We start from the raw sequence: 17,344 nt of genomic DNA on the forward strand, positions 1-17,344 counted from the left end.
ATCATTTTGTCCACTTCGTTCAAGCGACTTTATTATTATAACTCGTTGACTCAGTGAAGTCAATAACTTTTTTGAAGTTCTTTTTTTCGTTATCGCCTTGTTTAGCGGCAACGAATAATAATATACCACCTTGTAAATAATAGTGCAATAGTTTTTTTGAAGAAATACTAAGCAATTTAAAAAGAGCGGTATCCTCCATAGAGAAAGGATACCGCTCTTCTTTATTAGCGTTGTCTCATTTGCGGGAATAACAGCACATCGCGAATAGAAGGGGCATTCGTCAACAGCATAACCAGACGGTCGATACCGATGCCTAAACCTCCTGTTGGCGGCATACCGTATTCCAGAGCTTCAACAAAGTCTTCATCCATTAGATGAGCTTCATCATTACCGGCTTCACGTTCTTTTAATTGCTCTTCAAAGCGTTCTCTTTGATCAATAGGATCATTCAGCTCTGTAAACGCGTTGGCATGTTCACGGCCGACGATAAACAGTTCAAAACGGTCTGTAAAACGCGGGTCCTCAGGGTTTTTCTTAGCAAGAGGAGAAATTTCTACAGGATGCCCGTAAATAAACGTTGGCTGAATAAGCGTTTCTTCAATTTTTTGTTCGAAGAATTCGTTGATGATATGCCCTACTGTCATAGAATCTTTAATTTCTATACCGTGTTCTTTTGCATATTCACGCGCCTGTTCAACAGTAACCTCTTTCCAGAAATCAACGCCAGTCGCTTCTTTGACTGCGTCAACCATATGGATTCTTTTCCACTCCGGTTTAAGGTCGATTTGTTCTTCCCCGTATTGAATTGTAGTTGTGCCAAGCACTTCTTGGGCGATATGAGCGACAAGGTTTTCAGTTAAGCTCATGATATCTTTATAGTCCGCATATGCTTCATATAATTCAATCATCGTAAATTCAGGGTTATGGCGTGTAGAGACACCTTCGTTACGGAAAACACGGCCGATTTCATATACTTTTTCTAAACCGCCGACAATTAGGCGTTTTAGGTGTAGTTCAATTGCAATACGCATATAGAGTGGAATATCTAATGCATTGTGGTGAGTGATAAATGGACGTGCAGAAGCTCCCCCAGGAATGCTGTGCATTGTAGGTGTTTCTACTTCTAAGTATCCATGATCATCAAGATATCTTCTCATAGCTTGAATGATCTTGCTTCGGGTAATGAATGTATGTTTGCTGTCTGGGTTTACGATAAGATCCAGGTAGCGTTGACGATAGCGCTGCTCAACGTCTTTTAAACCATGGTATTTGTCAGGAAGCGGACGAAGCGCTTTTGTCAGCAATTCAAAGGAAGTTGCCTTAACAGACAATTCGCCTACATTTGTTTTGAAGACTTTTCCGGTTACGCCGATCAGATCACCAAGGTCAGAAGACTTGAAGATTTCATACTGGTCGTCACCGACACTGTCTTTTCTTACGTAGATTTGGATTTGCCCTTCTAAGTCCTGAATATGAGCAAAGCCGGCTTTTCCTTTGCCGCGTTTTGTCATCATGCGGCCTGCGATTGTAACTTCAATCGCTTTTTCTTCTAACTCTTCTTTGGTTAGATCTTGATATGCCGAAATAACTTCTTGAGACTGATGAGTTCTTTCAAAACGCGCCCCAAATGGATCGATGCCGTTATCTCTCAGCTGATTCATTTTATCGCGTCTGACTTGCAGCTGATCATTCAATTCTTCATGGTTATGCTCTTCTTGACTCATTGTTATCACTCCATTACAGATATTGTTTCATGAAAAAAGCAGAAAAACTGCCAGCGCAAAACTAGCAGTGAGCAGCAAATAGAGGTGGGTATTATCCTACTTTTGCATTTTGAAGCTCTTTTGCCTCAACTTCAACCGTAAACGCATCTAAAAGCTGTACAAACTCTTCTCTTGTCTCGCAATGATTGATTTCATTACGAACGTTCGCATTGCCTTTTACACCTTTCAGATACCATGCAGCATGCTTTCTCATTTCTCTTACCGCTACGTTTTCACCTTTTAAGTCAATCAGGCGGTCAAGATGCAGTTTGCATACGGCCATTTTTTCGCGTACTTGCGGCTCTTCTTTTAATTCACCTGTTTCAAGATACTGAACCGTACGGTAAATCATCCACGGGTTGCCCAATGCAGCGCGTCCGATCATGACACCGTCTACTCCTGTTTCATCAAGCATGCGCTTAGCATCCTGCGGTGTCTTAACATCGCCGTTTCCGATAACCGGAATTGAAACGGATTGTTTCACTTCCTTGATGATGTCCCAGTTTGCCGTTCCTTCATACATCTGCACTCTCGTACGGCCGTGAAGCGCAACTGCTTTACCGCCCGCACGTTCTACAGCTTGTGCATTTTTCACTGCGAAAATATGGTCTTCATCCCAGCCCATTCTCATTTTCACTGTTACTGGCTTATCAACGGCATCCACTACTGCAGAAACCATTTCATAAATCTTATCAGGATCAAGAAGCCATTTGGCTCCCGCATCGCATTTTGTAATCTTTGGCACAGGACATCCCATGTTAATATCAATGATATCAGCAGTTGTGTTCTGGTCTACAAACTTCGCCGCTTCCACAAGGGTATCCTTTTGTCCTCCGAAAATTTGTAGGCTTAGAGGCTTCTCACGTTCATCGATATAAAGCATACCCATTGTTCTTGCATTGTTGTAAAGGATCGCTTTGTCACTGACCATTTCAGCGCATACCAATCCGGCTCCGAATTCCTTTACAGTCAATCTGAACGCAGAGTTGCAGACACCAGCCATAGGTGCAAGCACAACCCGGTTTTTCAATTGAATATCTCCGATTTTGAACAATTTTTCTCCTCCTTTCGTTTGTTCTATTTTTCTGGCGGTGCCAATTCGTCCGCACTTATATTTAAAACATCTGCCGCATCTTGAATGATGACAGCCGACGGCAATCGGTTTCCGCGTTCAATTTCGCCGAGAATAGAAACTGATATACCTAACGCCTTTGCAAATCCTTCTTGAGTATAACCTTTCAGCTTTCTGAATGCACGAATTCGTCTACCCCAGATTTCTGCTTCCATACTCTTACACCTTCTTGGTTTGTTTCAGCGCTTGTAGCCTCTTTTTCAACCTGCTGGCAAATTTCCGCAAGCGGCGCAAGGACAAACAAACGCTCATACATTCTCGGATGCGGAACAATTAGTTGCTCTGTTTCAATATTTTCACGATTAAATAACAAAATGTCAAGGTCTGCCGTCCGCGGCCCCCATCTTACTTCCCTTGTTCTGCCTAATTCGTTTTCTATCTGCTGCGTCAGTTCAAGGAGTTCAAAAGGGTTTAGTGATGTTTTGATTTCAACAGCCATATTCAAAAACTCATCTTGGTCTTCGTATCCGACTGGGTCAGTTTCGTAAATTGACGACACTTTAGTGACTGTCACTGCAGCATGCTGATGCAGCAGGGCCACTGCTTGCCTTAAATACGTTTCTCTATTTCCAATGTTAGATCCAAGTGCAATATAAGCTATGTTGTTCATGACTTTTTTCTCGTGATTTCAATTGCTACTGATTTATAGTGTCCGGGAATTGGCGGATCTGGCTTAATGACTTTCACCGTACATTGCTGAACCGGCTGAAATTGTTTGAGAACAGTGTCGGCGATACGTGCTGCCAGCGTTTCCACCAATTTTACAGGCTCCCCTTCCACGATATCTTTACATACGTGATAGAGCTCAGCATAGTTGATCGTTTGCTCAAGGTCGTCTGTTTGTCCGGCTTTGCTTAAATCCAGCTCAGCGGTTAAATCGACTTTGAACCGCTGGCCAAGTTTGTTTTCTTCTTTGAACACACCGTGATATCCGTAAAACTCCATACCTTCTACATAAACTTTATCCATGGTGCACCCCTCCCTTATTCAGCATCGCGTCCATCATTTTCGACATTCTGGCAATTTGTTTTACATCATGGACCCTGACAATGTCACAGCCTTTTTGAATGCCGAGACACACAGTCGCGCCTGTGCCTTCAGCCCGCTCCTCGGGCGGAAGATCCAGAACACGTCCGATGAATCTTTTGCGGGAGGTTGCCAGAAGAACCGGATATCCCAATCCGCTGAAAATCTCCAGCTTGTTCATCACTGCCAAGTTGTCGTGATAGGTTTTCGCGAAACCGATACCGGGATCAAGAATAATGTTCTTCTCGTCTACTCCAGCCTCAACAGCAATTTTTACACTCTCCATTAAGTCCGACAGCATATCCGGCAATAAGTCATTGTAGTTTCTTTCTGGGCGGTTATGCATGAGAACAATTGGAACATTGTGTTCAGCTGCAACGGAAGCCATCCTCGGATCATGTTTGGCTCCCCAAATATCATTGATAATGGATGCGCCGGCTTTCACAGCTTCATCTGCGACAGAAGCCTTGTACGTATCTACAGAAATAGGAACACCAAGCTCCTTTGTAATTCGCTCAATCACCGGAATGACTCTGGACATCTCCTCATCCTCAGACACGCACTCAGCGCCAGGCCTTGTCGATTCTCCTCCGATATCTATGAGATGGGCACCGTCATCGATCATCTCTTTCGCGTGCAGCAGTGCCTTGTCCAAGCTGTCATACTTCCCGCCGTCCGAGAAAGAGTCAGGCGTTACGTTTAAAATTCCCATCACCAGCGTCTTCTCTTTATATGATAAAGCGCTGGGCTTGGTGTGGATGACTTGTGTTTGATTTATCGTTTGCTGCGCCATGCTCTTCCTCCCTTTTCATGTATCATGTTCTTTATCTCTTTTTTATATAGCAATTGAAGAGCGGAGACTGCTTCTCCGCTTTGGCTTCCATAGGTTACCTCTTCTATTTTAGTAAAGGGGATGATTTCAAGAACCGAGTTCGTCATCCACGCTTCGTCAGCTGTCAAGAGAGCTTCTAGCTCGTATCGGCCCGTTTTGAGATCCAGACCTGCATTCTTTGCATTTTCTATGATAAAACGCCTCGTGACGCCGTCCAGAATACCAGTATCAAGCGATGGCGTATAGATACAGCTGCCTTTTCTCCAGAAGACATTAGATATGATACCCTCTGCAACAGCTCCATCCTCCGTTAAGAATATTCCCTCGACACGCGGGTCATTTCCAATCTCCCGTTTCGCATACATATTATTTAGATAATGATGAGATTTTAACCGGAACGATCCCTCTGGAGTGTTTCTACGAATCGATAAAACCTTTCCTTCTTTTTGCAAAGGGAGGCTTTCTGGTTTCAGCTGATTTACAAAGCATAAAACAGTCGGCTTATCGTATGTCTGGGCGACAAAGCCTTTATCGCTGATCCCCGCTGATATGTTCAGTCTGACGCGGGCATTTCCATCCTTAATATCATTTAGCTTTAGCAGCTTGTCCAACATCTCAAGGATCTCATGCTTTGAAACAGTATATTCAATTTGCAGATCCTTAAGCGCGCGTTCAAGCCGTTCTATATGCCAATCAATCAAAAATGGACAGCCTTCGTAGAGCCTGAAGGTTTCGAAAACACCGATTCCGTATAAAAACCCATGGTCAAAAGGAGAAAGAACTGCATCTTTCTCCTCCATATACCGGCCGTTCACATATATCATCACGCAATAACTTCCTTGCGGTATGTCTCAATAAAATTTCTGAGCATTTCTTTTCCAAAGGAGGTCATGATAGACTCGGGGTGAAATTGCACGCCCTCTATCGGGAGGTCATTGTGGCGAATAGCCATGATTTCTCCTTCTTTCGTTTGGGCTGTTATTGTAAAACAGCTTGGCAGCGTCTCAGGTTTTACGATCAGTGAGTGGTAACGTGTCGCAACAAGAGGATTTTTCAATCCTTCAAAAATGGTCTTGCCGTCATGCTCGATATCCGAGGTTTTCCCGTGCATAAGCCGTTCTGCCCTAACCACGTCGCCACCGAACACTTGTGCAATGGACTGATGTCCGAGGCACACACCGAAAATAGGAATTTTCCCTGCAAAATGTTTAATGGCTTCGAGGCTGATTCCCGCCTCATCAGGGCTGCACGGTCCGGGAGATATCATCAGAAAGTCCGGAGACAGTTCTTCAATTTCTTCGATTGTGATGCTGTCATTGCGTTTCACAACCAGCTCTTCCCCAAGCTCGCCCAAATACTGTACCAAGTTGTACGTGAATGAATCGTAGTTATCAATCATTAAAATCATTTCTCCGCTCACCTCATCTAATTTTTGTCTCTTCTTTGCTCAGCTCTAACGCCTTTTGCATCGCAAAAGCTTTTTTGAATGATTCCCTGTATTCATGCTTTGGAACAGAATCAATCACAACTCCTGCGCCGGACTGCATAAATGCCTGCCCTCCGGTTGCATAAATGGTTCGAATAACGATATTAAACTGCAGATCGTGATTATATCCAAACCATCCTATAGATCCAGTATAAAGCCCGCGGCGTGTCGGCTCAAGTTCTTCTATAATTTCCATTGTCCTTACTTTTGGTGCACCTGTAATGGTCCCCCCAGGAAACACAGCATGAATAATATCTACAGCATCATACCCATCCTGCAGTTCACCCTGGACGTTAGACACAATGTGCATCACATGCGAGTATTTTTCAATCGCCATGAATTCATTCACGCGCACAGACCCGTAACGTGATACTCTTCCCAGATCATTTCGCTCAAGATCAACCAGCATGACATGTTCCGCGCGTTCTTTTTCGTTGTGGATCAATTCGTTTGCAAGCGCCTCATCTTCTTCATTCGTTTTCCCTCTGGAACGGGTGCCAGCGATCGGTCTCGTCTCTAATCGTTTGCCCTTTTTGCTGACAAGCAGTTCAGGCGATCCGCAAATGATTTGGAAATCAGGCGTTTCTAAATACGCCATGTACGGAGAAGGATTTACTTCTCTCAAGGTTTTGTAAATTTGATATGGATGAGCTGGCAGTGACTGTGACTGCCTTATTGATAGATTAACTTGAAACACATCTCCGTTGGCAATGTATTGTTTGATTTTCTCTACAGCTTGTGAGAATCCATCCTCGGTAAATGGCGCCGCGAAGGAACCATCTGTTTTAGGCTTCATCTCTCGCGAAGGGACAGCGGGAAGCTCATTCAGCCACATCTGCTCTAACTCAGATAGCTTCACATCCGCTGTTTCCTGATCAGAGTCATTTACATGAGTAATCAGCCATAGAGATTCTTCTTGATGGTCATAAACCGCTATATCATCAAAAACAAGAAAATAAATATCTGGCGTTTCTAGATCATCTAACGAGAGCATTTTAAAATTTTCAATATAACGTGCGTAATCATAGCTGAGAAACCCGATTGCTCCGCCTTGAAAGTCGGGGAACTCATGATTCGTTTCTGTTTCCAATGTTTTAAACCAGCTGTGGAAAGCCCGTAATGGGTCACCTTCTCTAAACAGCATGTCATCACCATGCTTAATAGTCGTTATTCCGTCTTTTCCTTTTACAGTCGCAATTGGATCAAGACCGGCTATACTGTATCTGCCGCCTCTTGCACTTTCGAGAAGTACATGGTGTTTTCGGGATTGCGCAAGTTTCTCAAATTGTTGTAAGAATGAGTCTTTTTGAAAAGGTACTTTTTTGCCTGCCGGTCTGCGTTGTGCCATTTGTATCATTCCTCTATTTTCTTTTTTGCTTGTTTTCATTGTAAAGCAATGTTGTTAGTGAAAAAAGTGAATTTCTCTTCCAAGAATAACATTCGTCGCAGACATGGCATATTTGATGCACGAAATATAAAAAAACTCCCGGCGAACCGGGAGTTTTGGCTTTTTTAATCGAATTGATACAGCGGCGTGCTTAGATAACGTTCACCGTTACTTGGAATGATGGCCAATACTTTTTTGCCTTTTCCGAGTTTTTTCGCTACTTGAAGTGCAGCATAAATTGCCGCACCTGATGAGATGCCTCCGAGAATTCCTTCTTCACGTGCAGCTCTGCGGGCATATTCAAATGCTTCTTCATTCTTCACAGGGAAAATTTCATCGTATACTTCAGTGTTTAAGATGTCCGGCACGAATCCAGCTCCGATTCCCTGAATTTTGTGGGGGCCTGGTTTTCCTCCTGAAAGCACTGGGGAATCTGACGGTTCAACAGCGTAAATCTTGATGGAAGGGTATGCTTCCTTCAGTACTTCGCCAGCTCCCGTAATCGTTCCGCCTGTGCCAATTCCGGCTACAAATGCGTCAAGCTGGTCGTCACCGAATTGCTCAACGATTTCTTTACCCGTTGTTTGGCGGTGAATTTCTGGGTTAGACGGGTTGTTGAACTGCTGCGGCACAAAGTATCCGTGCTTTTCAGCAAGCTCTTCAGCTTTCTGAATGGCGCCTTTCATGCCTTCCGCGCCAGGAGTCAGCACAAGCTCAGCACCGTATGCGCGAAGAAGGTTGCGGCGCTCCATGCTCATTGTATCAGGCATAACCAAAATAGCTTTTAATCCTTTAGCAGCAGCAACCATTGCAAGCCCGATTCCAGTATTTCCGCTTGTCGGTTCAATGATTGTATCACCGGCTTTTAATTTTCCTTCTTTTTCAGCCGCTTCAATCATGGCTAAACCGATACGGTCTTTTACACTGCTTCCAGGGTTCATGTATTCAAGCTTTAGATATACATCCGCACTGTTTTCATCTGCAAGGCGATTTAATTTAACGATTGGCGTATTCCCAATTAATTCAGTAATGGAGTTTGCTACACGTACCATTCTCGACACCTCAATTTCCGACTATTTGTATTGGTATTATGTATATAATCTATCAATTTCAAAATTTTTTGTCAATCACTTAGTACTTTTTTCCCCATAAAACCAAGATACATCAGCTTCTTTCCATAGTGTTTTAACTGTCGCTTTATCGCCAAGCTGATCCATTGCGATTTGCCGTCTGATCTGGTCCTTTACTTCATCATATGAGAATGTTCTTGCTTTTAGTTTTTCTTTCAGCTGGATAATGGCATATCCATTGCTGACCTTGATGGGTTCCTGAGACCATTCATCCGTTTTGAGTGTTTTCGCCTCTTCAATGTATGCTGACGGAATGTTGTCTGATGCCTCTGTGACAAAACCTAAATCTCCGCCGTATGGTGATGTATATCTGTCAGTAGATCTCTCCGCCGCGACAGCTTCAAAGCTTGAGCCGCCTTTCAGTTCTTTCAGGACTTCTCTCGCTTCTTCTTCATCTTTTACAACAATGTGCCGAATTCGATACGAATCATCAAACTGATATAGTTCCTTATTTTTATGATAAAATGATTCCAATTCTTTGTTTGAGATGTCGATATCCCTTGTTAACAATTGTTCAAGGAGGATATTATAACGAATTTGGTCTTTCCACTCTTTCTCAGTCGTATGTTCATCTTCGTAAAAGGAATTATTGACCGCTTTGATCAGCAAAAACTCCCGATCAATTTCGCTTTTGGATACTTTAAGGTTGTTCTTTTTGGCCAGCTGCTCAACGACTCGGACATTGATCATATCTTCAAGCGTTGACTTCCCATACTGGTCTTCCATTTCTTTCAGCCATTCTTCTCTTGTCACACTCTTGCCTCCGATAGTCGCAATAGACTCACCGGATGACGATGCGCCGGCTTGGGATTTCGTCAGCGTATACGCAACAGCAATACAGCAAACCAACAGCGCCCCTAAAATAATGGTCCAGATTGTTCTTGATTTCAAACCTGCTCTCAGCCCCTTTTCTCAAATTAAAAACCCGCTAAAGAGCTTAGCGGGTAGTTTGGTCACGAAGCCCTTCCAGCTCTTCTTTTGTAAATAAGTACTTTTCATTACAAAAATGGCATACTGCTTCGGCTTGTCCATCTTCTTCTATCATATCTTGAATTTCTTTTTTGCCTAGTCCTAAAATGGCTGTTTCGAACCGTTCTTTTGAACAAGGACAATGGAATCTGACAGGCATTGTTTCCAAAATCTCTGGTTTCTCACCTAGGACTTCTTCTAAAATTTCTTCGGGTGTCAATCCCTTTTGGATGAGCTTAGAAATCGGCTCAACTTGAGATAGGCGCTGTTCAATTTTTGTGATGGTTTCGTCATCTGTTCCCGGCATCAGCTGAATAATAAAGCCCCCTGCCGCAAGAATGGTATTGTCAGGATTGACAAGCACACCTACACCCACTGATGAAGGTACCTGCTCAGATGACACAAGATAGTAAGTAAAATCATCTCCTAATTCTCCTGAAACGATTTCTACTTGTCCTGTGAAGAACTCACGCAAACCTAAATCTTTTACAACACTTAACGTTCCGCTTGTTCCAACCGCACGTCTGACATCAAGCTTGCCTTGTTCATTTAAATCGAAATGAACTTGTGGGTTAGAGACATAGGCTCTGACTTCTCCTTTGGCATTGGCATCAGCTACAATAGCTCCAATCGGACCTCCGCCCTCGACTTTCACAGTCAGCTTATCTTCGCCCTTCAGCATAGCGCCGAGCATAAGTGAAGCTGTCATTGTGCGCCCTAATGCAGCGGATGCTGTCGGCCACGTACCATGGCGTCTCTGTCCTTCATTTACCATATCAGTCGTTCTCGCTGCATAAGCCCGAACTTTTCCGTCATACGCAAGTGCTTTTACTAAATAATCCATTACAAAACCTCCTATACACTTCCTACGCGGTTTCTTTCATAAATCAATTCCAGCCCTTTTAGGGTTAGGAATGGATCAACGATATCAATACAATCTGACTCGTTTGCAATGAGCGGCGCCAGTCCTCCTGTCGCAATGACCTTTGGTTCCTGTTTTGCCTGCCATTTCATTCGCTTAACGATTCCTTCCACTTGGCCGACATAGCCAAATAAAATTCCAGATTGCATCGCGCTTACAGTGTTTTTTCCGATAATATTGTCGGGCCGGGTAATTTCGATACGCGGTAGCTTCGCTGCACGTGAGTAAAGCGCCTCTGTCGAAATTGTAATCCCAGGAGCAATCGCCCCGCCCATGTATTGTTTATTTTCGTCAATATAGCAGTAAGTTGTGGCCGTTCCGAAATCAACGACAATTAATGGATTGCCGTATAAGTGTATCGCAGCGACAGCATTTACGATTCTGTCTGCCCCCACTTCTTTCGGATTGTCGTATTTTATATTTAAACCAGTTTTCATACCCGGACCGACAATTTGCGGTTCGATATGAAAGTATTTTGTGCACATTCTTTCTAACGCAAACATGATTGGCGGCACTACTGATGAAATAATGATGCCATCTATCTGTTCAAACATAAGCCCGGAATGCTCAAATAACGAGCGTAAAATCATTCCAAACTCATCTTCTGTTTTATGCCTGCTTGTTTCTATACGCCAGTGATATTCTAATTTTCCATCATGATATACACCAAGTACAGTATTGGTGTTCCCAACATCGATAACCAGTAACAACCTCTATCACCACTTTTGAATAGTTTCTCTACTTTACTTTTTACAAACATTCTACAATACCATACACGATCAGCGGCTCATTTGTAAACAAATCGATACCAGAATTGGATGATTGTAAAAGACGCAGCTGAGCCCATCATTTACATAAAAAAACTGCCAGCGTCAGCCGGCAGTTTTTAGAGAGAAAGCGAATTATTCTTTCGTATCGTCTTTCTTTTCTTCTGTTTTTGTCAGAATGTTTACTTTCACATCATCATTCTTCTCATCATCAGAGAAATTGCGTTCTGGCAATGTTCCATGATCGACAAGGTGTTTGATTTGTTCAGCGTCAAGCGTTTCAACTTTCAGAAGCGTTTGGGCAATCAATTCAAGCTTGTCACGATTTTCAGTCAGGATTTGTTTCGCGCGCTCATAGCACTCTTTGATGATGCGCTGAATTTCCTGATCAATTTCGTAAGCGATTTGATCACTGTAGTTCTGTTCGTTGTTGAAATCACGGCCTAAGAATACCTGACCGCCCTGAGACTGTCCAAATTGCAACGGCCCCAGTTTTTCTGACATACCGAATTCCGTAACCATTCGTCTTGCAATATTCGTCGCACGCTGGAAGTCATTGTGCGCTCCTGTGCTGACTTCACCGAAGATAATCTCTTCAGCAACACGCCCGCCCAAGAGGCCGACAATTTTATCAAGCAGCTCCGGCTTCGTTTGGAAGTAACGGTCTTCTCTTGGCAGCATAACAGCATAACCGCCAGCCTGACCCCGAGGTACAATCGTTACTTTATGAACCATATCTGCCTCATCTAAAACGAGTCCGATAACAGTGTGTCCGCCTTCGTGATAAGCCACGATATTGCGTTCTTTCTTGGAGATAACGCGGCTCTTCTTAGCAGGTCCGGCAATTACACGGTCCGTCGCTTCGTCAATATCACGCGCATCGATTTTTTTCTTATTTTGACGAGCCGCCACAAGCGCAGCTTCATTCAAGAGATTTTCTAAGTCAGCGCCTGAGAAGCCTGGTGTTCTCATGGCAATTGATTTAAGGTTAACCGTTTCATCCAGCGGTTTGTTTCTCGCATGGACTTTCAATACAGCTTCACGGCCAATGACATCTGGACGATCCACTGTGATTTGACGGTCAAAACGTCCCGGACGAAGTAAGGCTGGGTCCAAGATGTCCGCACGGTTCGTCGCAGCAATGATGATAATTCCTTCATTAGCGCTGAATCCGTCCATTTCAACAAGCAATTGGTTTAGCGTCTGTTCACGTTCATCGTGTCCGCCGCCGAGACCCGCTCCACGCTGGCGTCCCACTGCGTCAATTTCATCAATGAAAATCAAACAAGGCGCATTCTTTTTCGCATTTTCAAACAAGTCACGCACACGGGAAGCACCGACACCTACAAACATTTCAACGAAATCAGATCCGCTGATGCTGAAGAAAGGTACGCCGGCTTCACCTGCACAAGCCTTGGCGAGCAATGTTTTACCGGTACCCGGAGGTCCGACTAAAAGCACGCCTTTCGGTATTCTGGCGCCAAGCTCGGCAAACTTGCGGGGATCTTTCAGAAACTCAACAACTTCAACGAGTTCTTGCTTTTCTTCGTCAGCCCCTGCAACGTCTTTAAATTTGACGCGTTTCTTTTCCTCTGTATACAGCTTCGCCTTACTCTTACCAAAGTTCATGACACGGCTGCCGCCGCCTTGAGCCTGATTGAGCAGGAAGAAAAACAGAATAAAGATAATAACAAACGGGATGATGGTCGTCAGGAATGTCACCCATCCGCTTGTTTCTTGAGCGGGATCAACCTTTACGTCCGTTTTTTTCAAAGCGTTAAATATCTGGTCTGCTCCCTTTCCTTCAGGAACATGAGTCAAAAAGTATTGATCTTTGTCGTAGTTTTTCAGCTGCCCTTTTACCTCATAAACACCTCTGACAGGCTGAACCGATACGCTATCAACTTTCCCGTCATCCAGGTTTTTGATGAACGTACTGTACGACATATTTTCTGTTTTCGGATTTGAGGTCTGGAAGTAGCTCACAACCCCGATTACTACTAATAAAATAAGTAAATAAAAAATGGTATTACGGAAGACCCGATTCATTCCTTACCTCCTCCCACAGTAAGCACAACTATGTTCAATAGTACCATAGAAAATCATTCCAATACAAACAATAACCATCTCGGAAGCAGGCTGCCGATCAGCTTTCATAAACTGCCGGTTTTAACACTCCGATATAAGGCAGATTGCGATAGCGCTCAGCATAATCAAGTCCGTAACCCACTACAAACGCGTCAGGAACTTCAAAACCTACAAAGTCTGCTTTGATGTCCGCTTTTCTTCCGCTCGGTTTATCCAAAAGGGTAACAATCTTAATTGATTTTGCTTTACGGTATCGGAAGAGCTCTACGAGATAACTTAAGGTTAACCCACTGTCGATGATATCTTCAATAATTAAGATGTCCCGGCCCTCTACAGATGTATCCAAATCTTTAATGATTTTGACTTCTCCAGAAGAAACCGTAGAATTTCCGTAGCTTGATACATCCATGAAATCCATTTCCAAATATGTATCAATATGCTTGATAAGATCCGCCATAAAAGGAAGTGCTCCTTTTAACACACCGATTGCCAACGGAAATGTATCTTGATACTCGCTCGTTAATTCTGCGCCTAACTCTTTTACTTTCTCTTGTATCTCTGCCTCTGAGATCAGTACTTTCTCGATATCATGTTTCATCATGATTTTGCTTGCCCCCTACACTTTTCATGCTGTCTATATTGTAATACAATGCGGTCGCTGTTTGGAATCACAAGATCTTCAAAAATTGATTTTTTCAAGCCAGGTATCCAGATAATTTCACCGCTTGCGTCCGTCACAATCGGCCAGTTGTCTCTTTCTTGGAGAGGCATTTTCTTATCAATAAATATATCCTTTACCTTTTTTGAGCCGTTCATCCCTTTTAGTTTGATCCGGTCTCCAGCTTTTCTCGTCCGGATTGTTAAGGGAAATTGCACCTTTTTTTCACTTGTGATAAAAACAGCATTCCCATGTTCTTCAGGCGAATCCGTATAATGCTTTGCCTCTATCAGATATCCATTGGGGAGCACTGCCGTTTCATCAGCAGCTCCGCTTATTTGGTATTCAAAGGGAACATTTTTGCACTGCCATTGTTCAAATGTAAACAAACATGTCTGATATGATTTGACCACCTTCAGCCCTTTCGGAAAGTCCAATACTCCTGAAGGACCGCCATTTTCCGCCCAATCAAGAAACTGTTGAATGTGATGGGCTGAAAAGGATGATGGAACGTTTTCATAAAGATAGTTTAATATTAGTTGAACTCCTCTTCTTTGTAAAGGCATCGGGAGGGCAAGCAATTGAGAGGAATTGATTTCAACTGATGTATTAGACTGGCTTGTGATTACTTTATTCATTTCATCTTTCGTTAATGACTGTAAGAATTGCTCATCTTCCGTCAGTGCTTCACTCACTTTTTGAAACCTTTTATGCACATCCGGAGACTCCTTTTTCAAGAACGGGAGCACTGTTTTTCTGAATCTGTTTCTCGTGTAGTCATCTTTGGCGTTGCTTTCATCCGTCCGGTAGCTCAAGCCGTTTTCACGGCAATAGCGAAGGATCTCTTCCTTTGTAATCGTTAGGAACGGCCTGATGATCCGCCCCGTCCCAAAACGTCTAACCGGCTGCATTCCCGCAAGCCCCGTTCCAAGCGCGCCCTTAGCCAATCTCATAAGCATTGTTTCAACCTGGTCATCTCCATGATGAGCAAGCGCCAGATAGTCCGCTTGTTGCTTTGACATGATTTCCTCAAAAAACTGATAGCGGCAATCACGTGCTGCAGCCTGCTTATTGAGTCCTTTTTCCTGTGCATATGCGGTTACATTGATTTGAGCCGTTTCACACACGAGCTGTTGAGCCTTACAATAAGCTTGGACAAAACGCATATCCTCCTCGGATTCCGCGCCTCTGAACCGATGATCAACGTGAGCTGCAATAATATTTGCTGAACGGCCGCATAAAGTATGCAATGCGTGAAGAAGAGCCATTGAGTCCGGACCGCCGGAAACGCCTACAATAATTGTCGCCCCTTTTAACGTAAGATTGTGTTTGTTTAAAAAATCTTTGACACTTTTCACAATGTCCTCCTCACAATGAGCAGGTATTTTAAAGATATTCATATCCTATCACTTTCAATCCCTCCAAGCAAAGAAGAAGCATAGGCTCTGGAGTTTGCGCCATTCAGATTAAGAAAAAGATAATGTAGGCGAAATAAAGCGCTAAAACACTGATCACGATGAGCGTTGTTTCAAATAGCCCCCCCGGCTTAGCCGGTTTCTGTTTTGGGGTGTACCGGGTCTTCGCTACTTTTCCTTGACGAGGTTTTTGCTGCCTCTGTCGTGCGGCAGGCTGAGGTGATGTTTTTATAGGTTGTTTTCTTTGTACTGCTTTTTGCCCCGCGTCGAGCATATCCTTCTTCATTTCATCTGCGGATTGATATTCTCCGTTCAAGGCTGAAAGAAGCACTTTTTTATACTTATGCAGCAACGGGTTACCTTCAATGAGCGACCTAAGCTGTTCTTGGGGCTGGTTTGTTTTCTTAAATTCTTTTTTGTGCACACTGTTGATCATAATCATAGCAACCGCGAACAAATCGTAGGATGGCTCTGCCTTTCTTGTTCCATACCCCCAATAGCCTCTGTCATAAAACTCCGTATACTCTTTTATCGCCCGGCCTTCCTTTGTCGTGCCGCCCACATCAATACAGCGGATCCTTGCGGGAGGGCCAGTTACGATCAGATTATCAGGTTTAAGATCGCCGAATATCCATCCTTGCTGGTGAAGCAGCGATAAACTGGATAATAGCTGAATCATTAATACCGGTATCCATTCTGCTCCTTTATCACTGACATACTTCAAAAGCAGCGGCCCTTTTATGTATTCCATTGCATAAAATGAAACTTTCGTATTGGCACTGGGAATATAGGCATCATCCGTATCAAAAAAAGAAGGCCCCATCGTAACGGACTGGGCCTTTGAGAAAGATTTCAAGACATTCACTTCAGAAGTAATAGACAGGCTGTCATCACTCACCTTTAAGGCAACATGTCCATCTGATGCTTCTGCCAAATACACAATTCCATTGGCCCCTTTACCAAGCTGTTTACGCAATGTATAAGTGTTTCCATTCCACTTGCCTTTGATTGTCGTGCCAGGCTTTAGGCTACATGCCAAACTCGTCAAAGCGTCGTTCATCATCTGCCAGCATGCCCCTTCTTGAGCGTATTTTTTCAAATTGCAGTGTCGCTTCACGAATCGCCGGACCTGTCGGCGTGATGCCCCCTGTCGAAAGCTTTGCAAAGAGGGTGGAAAGAGATTGTAGCTTCGGTGTCCAGTTCAGCACAAGCTCGACCTCTTGTTTTTTCCCGGGAAATATACACATCGCAAATTCGTTATTCCCGATTCGGGAATTGAGGCTGACAGACAAATCAATCAGCGCCTCTTTTACTGTTGGAAGCTTTGGCGCCATGCTTGCACTTGTATCAACAAGAACCAAAACCTGAAGATGCACCGTTTCTCCAAGCTCGTCTACCACTTCCATGACTTCGCCGCGTTTTTCCGGAGAAAGCTCTTCCATTTCCACATTCTTTCCGAGAATTTGTTTCAGTTCTTGATTGACGACACCTTGCAGGGTTTGCGTCATCGCTTTTTTTGTTACCATTTGAACGGTTTGTGAAAGCTGAGATGCATAAACGACCTGGTGCACGCCGCCTCCGGCAAGTGCAATCCCTTCTACTTCCTTCATAGCCTCAGGGTCAATTTGATTTTCTTCCATTATACCTATGACGTTTACCGTAATCCCCTGCTCTTTAGCAAAAGCAGCCATTGCAAGCGGGTCTTCCCCATGGTTCGAGCAGCCATCCGTTATCAGCAAAATTTGATTTAAATGTCCGTTATTCACATT

The 17,344-nt window shown here is 43.7% G+C and carries 18 protein-coding genes; all 18 read right to left on the bottom strand.

The features are described from left to right. Positions 1 to 224: 224 nt before the first annotated feature. The gene (gene lysS / locus BFW96_RS20435; RefSeq protein ID WP_069840425.1) at positions 225 to 1,724 is read right to left on the bottom strand and encodes a lysine--tRNA ligase; all 1,500 of its coding nucleotides are present in this window, start codon (positions 1,722 to 1,724) and stop codon (positions 225 to 227) included. 91 nt (positions 1,725 to 1,815) lie between these two features. Continuing rightward, on the bottom strand, positions 1,816 to 2,817 hold the full coding sequence (gene dusB, locus BFW96_RS20440) for a tRNA dihydrouridine synthase DusB (RefSeq protein ID WP_069150738.1): 1,002 nt from the start codon (positions 2,815 to 2,817) through the stop codon (positions 1,816 to 1,818). Positions 2,818 to 2,840: 23 nt separating this feature from the next. Beyond that, a complete protein-coding gene (locus BFW96_RS20445) occupies positions 2,841 to 3,050 on the bottom strand; it encodes a helix-turn-helix domain-containing protein (RefSeq protein WP_014662507.1) in 210 nt (69 codons plus the stop codon). Beyond that, a complete protein-coding gene (folK, locus tag BFW96_RS20450; protein ID WP_014662506.1) occupies positions 3,002 to 3,505 on the bottom strand; it encodes a 2-amino-4-hydroxy-6-hydroxymethyldihydropteridine diphosphokinase in 504 nt (167 codons plus the stop codon). The genes BFW96_RS20445 and folK overlap by 49 nt, the downstream gene beginning before the upstream one ends. Beyond that, entirely contained in the window at positions 3,502 to 3,864 is a 363-nt protein-coding gene (gene folB / locus BFW96_RS20455; RefSeq protein ID WP_069840426.1) for a dihydroneopterin aldolase, read from the bottom strand. Before folB ends, folK begins: the two co-directional genes overlap by 4 nt. Further along, positions 3,857 to 4,714: a dihydropteroate synthase gene (folP, locus tag BFW96_RS20460; protein ID WP_040081051.1), complete on the bottom strand. Its 858-nt coding sequence runs from the start codon at positions 4,712 to 4,714 to the stop codon at positions 3,857 to 3,859. The genes folB and folP overlap by 8 nt, the downstream gene beginning before the upstream one ends. Continuing rightward, positions 4,696 to 5,577, bottom strand: coding sequence for an aminodeoxychorismate lyase (gene pabC, locus BFW96_RS20465; protein WP_069840427.1), 882 nt, complete (start codon positions 5,575 to 5,577; stop codon positions 4,696 to 4,698). Before pabC ends, folP begins: the two co-directional genes overlap by 19 nt. Then, on the bottom strand, positions 5,577 to 6,161 hold the full coding sequence (gene pabA / locus BFW96_RS20470; protein ID WP_069840428.1) for an aminodeoxychorismate/anthranilate synthase component II: 585 nt from the start codon (positions 6,159 to 6,161) through the stop codon (positions 5,577 to 5,579). The genes pabC and pabA overlap by 1 nt, the downstream gene beginning before the upstream one ends. A gap of 13 nt (positions 6,162 to 6,174) precedes the next feature. After that, positions 6,175 to 7,587, bottom strand: a complete 1,413-nt coding sequence (locus tag BFW96_RS20475; RefSeq protein WP_069840449.1) for an anthranilate synthase component I family protein — start codon at positions 7,585 to 7,587, stop codon at positions 6,175 to 6,177. 164 nt (positions 7,588 to 7,751) lie between these two features. Further along, a complete protein-coding gene (gene cysK / locus BFW96_RS20480) occupies positions 7,752 to 8,678 on the bottom strand; it encodes a cysteine synthase A (RefSeq protein WP_014662501.1) in 927 nt (308 codons plus the stop codon). 75 nt (positions 8,679 to 8,753) lie between these two features. Next, entirely contained in the window at positions 8,754 to 9,647 is an 894-nt protein-coding gene (locus BFW96_RS20485) for a peptidyl-prolyl cis-trans isomerase (RefSeq protein WP_040081053.1), read from the bottom strand. 46 nt (positions 9,648 to 9,693) lie between these two features. After that, positions 9,694 to 10,569, bottom strand: coding sequence for a redox-regulated molecular chaperone HslO (hslO, locus tag BFW96_RS20490; RefSeq protein ID WP_014662499.1), 876 nt, complete (start codon positions 10,567 to 10,569; stop codon positions 9,694 to 9,696). Between the two features lie 11 nt (positions 10,570 to 10,580). Then, positions 10,581 to 11,357, bottom strand: coding sequence for a type III pantothenate kinase (locus BFW96_RS20495; protein WP_003218395.1), 777 nt, complete (start codon positions 11,355 to 11,357; stop codon positions 10,581 to 10,583). A gap of 192 nt (positions 11,358 to 11,549) precedes the next feature. Next, positions 11,550 to 13,463, bottom strand: coding sequence for an ATP-dependent zinc metalloprotease FtsH (gene ftsH / locus BFW96_RS20500; protein ID WP_014662498.1), 1,914 nt, complete (start codon positions 13,461 to 13,463; stop codon positions 11,550 to 11,552). Positions 13,464 to 13,560: 97 nt separating this feature from the next. Next, the gene (gene hpt, locus BFW96_RS20505) at positions 13,561 to 14,103 is read right to left on the bottom strand and encodes a hypoxanthine phosphoribosyltransferase (RefSeq protein WP_014662497.1); all 543 of its coding nucleotides are present in this window, start codon (positions 14,101 to 14,103) and stop codon (positions 13,561 to 13,563) included. Then, positions 14,100 to 15,518 (bottom strand): tRNA lysidine(34) synthetase TilS, encoded by a 1,419-nt coding sequence (gene tilS / locus BFW96_RS20510; RefSeq protein WP_069840429.1) that lies wholly within the window; start codon positions 15,516 to 15,518, stop codon positions 14,100 to 14,102. The genes hpt and tilS overlap by 4 nt, the downstream gene beginning before the upstream one ends. 103 nt (positions 15,519 to 15,621) lie before the next feature. Then, positions 15,622 to 16,638 carry a serine/threonine protein kinase PrkT gene (gene prkT / locus BFW96_RS20515; RefSeq protein WP_069840430.1) on the bottom strand — a complete coding sequence of 339 codons (1,017 nt, stop codon included), beginning with the start codon at positions 16,636 to 16,638 and terminating at the stop codon, positions 15,622 to 15,624. Continuing rightward, positions 16,604 to 17,341 carry a vWA domain-containing protein gene (locus tag BFW96_RS20520; RefSeq protein ID WP_003243782.1) on the bottom strand — a complete coding sequence of 246 codons (738 nt, stop codon included), beginning with the start codon at positions 17,339 to 17,341 and terminating at the stop codon, positions 16,604 to 16,606. Before BFW96_RS20520 ends, prkT begins: the two co-directional genes overlap by 35 nt. Positions 17,342 to 17,344: the final 3 nt, after the last annotated feature.

Source organism: Bacillus sp. F56 (assembly GCF_001748205.1).
Lineage (GTDB): Bacteria > Bacillota > Bacilli > Bacillales > Bacillaceae > Bacillus > Bacillus stercoris.

Excerpts from the sequence above, each read along its gene's own strand:
- hslO (WP_014662499.1), bottom strand. The coding sequence starts at position 10,569 with ATGGATTATTTAGTAAAAGCACTTGCGTATGACGGAAAAGTTCGGGCT.
- folP (WP_040081051.1), bottom strand. The coding sequence starts at position 4,714 with ATGGCGCAGCAAACGATAAATCAAACACAAGTCATCCACACCAAGCCC.
- prkT (WP_069840430.1), bottom strand. The coding sequence starts at position 16,638 with ATGATGAACGACGCTTTGACGAGTTTGGCATGTAGCCTAAAGCCTGGC.
- pabA (WP_069840428.1), bottom strand. The coding sequence starts at position 6,161 with ATGATTTTAATGATTGATAACTACGATTCATTCACGTACAACTTGGTA.
- BFW96_RS20445 (WP_014662507.1), bottom strand. The coding sequence starts at position 3,050 with ATGGAAGCAGAAATCTGGGGTAGACGAATTCGTGCATTCAGAAAGCTG.
- folB (WP_069840426.1), bottom strand. The coding sequence starts at position 3,864 with ATGGATAAAGTTTATGTAGAAGGTATGGAGTTTTACGGATATCACGGT.
- pabC (WP_069840427.1), bottom strand. The coding sequence starts at position 5,577 with ATGATATATGTGAACGGCCGGTATATGGAGGAGAAAGATGCAGTTCTT.
- ftsH (WP_014662498.1), bottom strand. The coding sequence starts at position 13,463 with ATGAATCGGGTCTTCCGTAATACCATTTTTTATTTACTTATTTTATTA.
- folK (WP_014662506.1), bottom strand. The coding sequence starts at position 3,505 with ATGAACAACATAGCTTATATTGCACTTGGATCTAACATTGGAAATAGA.
- hpt (WP_014662497.1), bottom strand. The coding sequence starts at position 14,103 with ATGATGAAACATGATATCGAGAAAGTACTGATCTCAGAGGCAGAGATA.
- BFW96_RS20475 (WP_069840449.1), bottom strand. The coding sequence starts at position 7,587 with ATGGCACAACGCAGACCGGCAGGCAAAAAAGTACCTTTTCAAAAAGAC.
- cysK (WP_014662501.1), bottom strand. The coding sequence starts at position 8,678 with ATGGTACGTGTAGCAAACTCCATTACTGAATTAATTGGGAATACGCCA.
- lysS (WP_069840425.1), bottom strand. The coding sequence starts at position 1,724 with ATGAGTCAAGAAGAGCATAACCATGAAGAATTGAATGATCAGCTGCAA.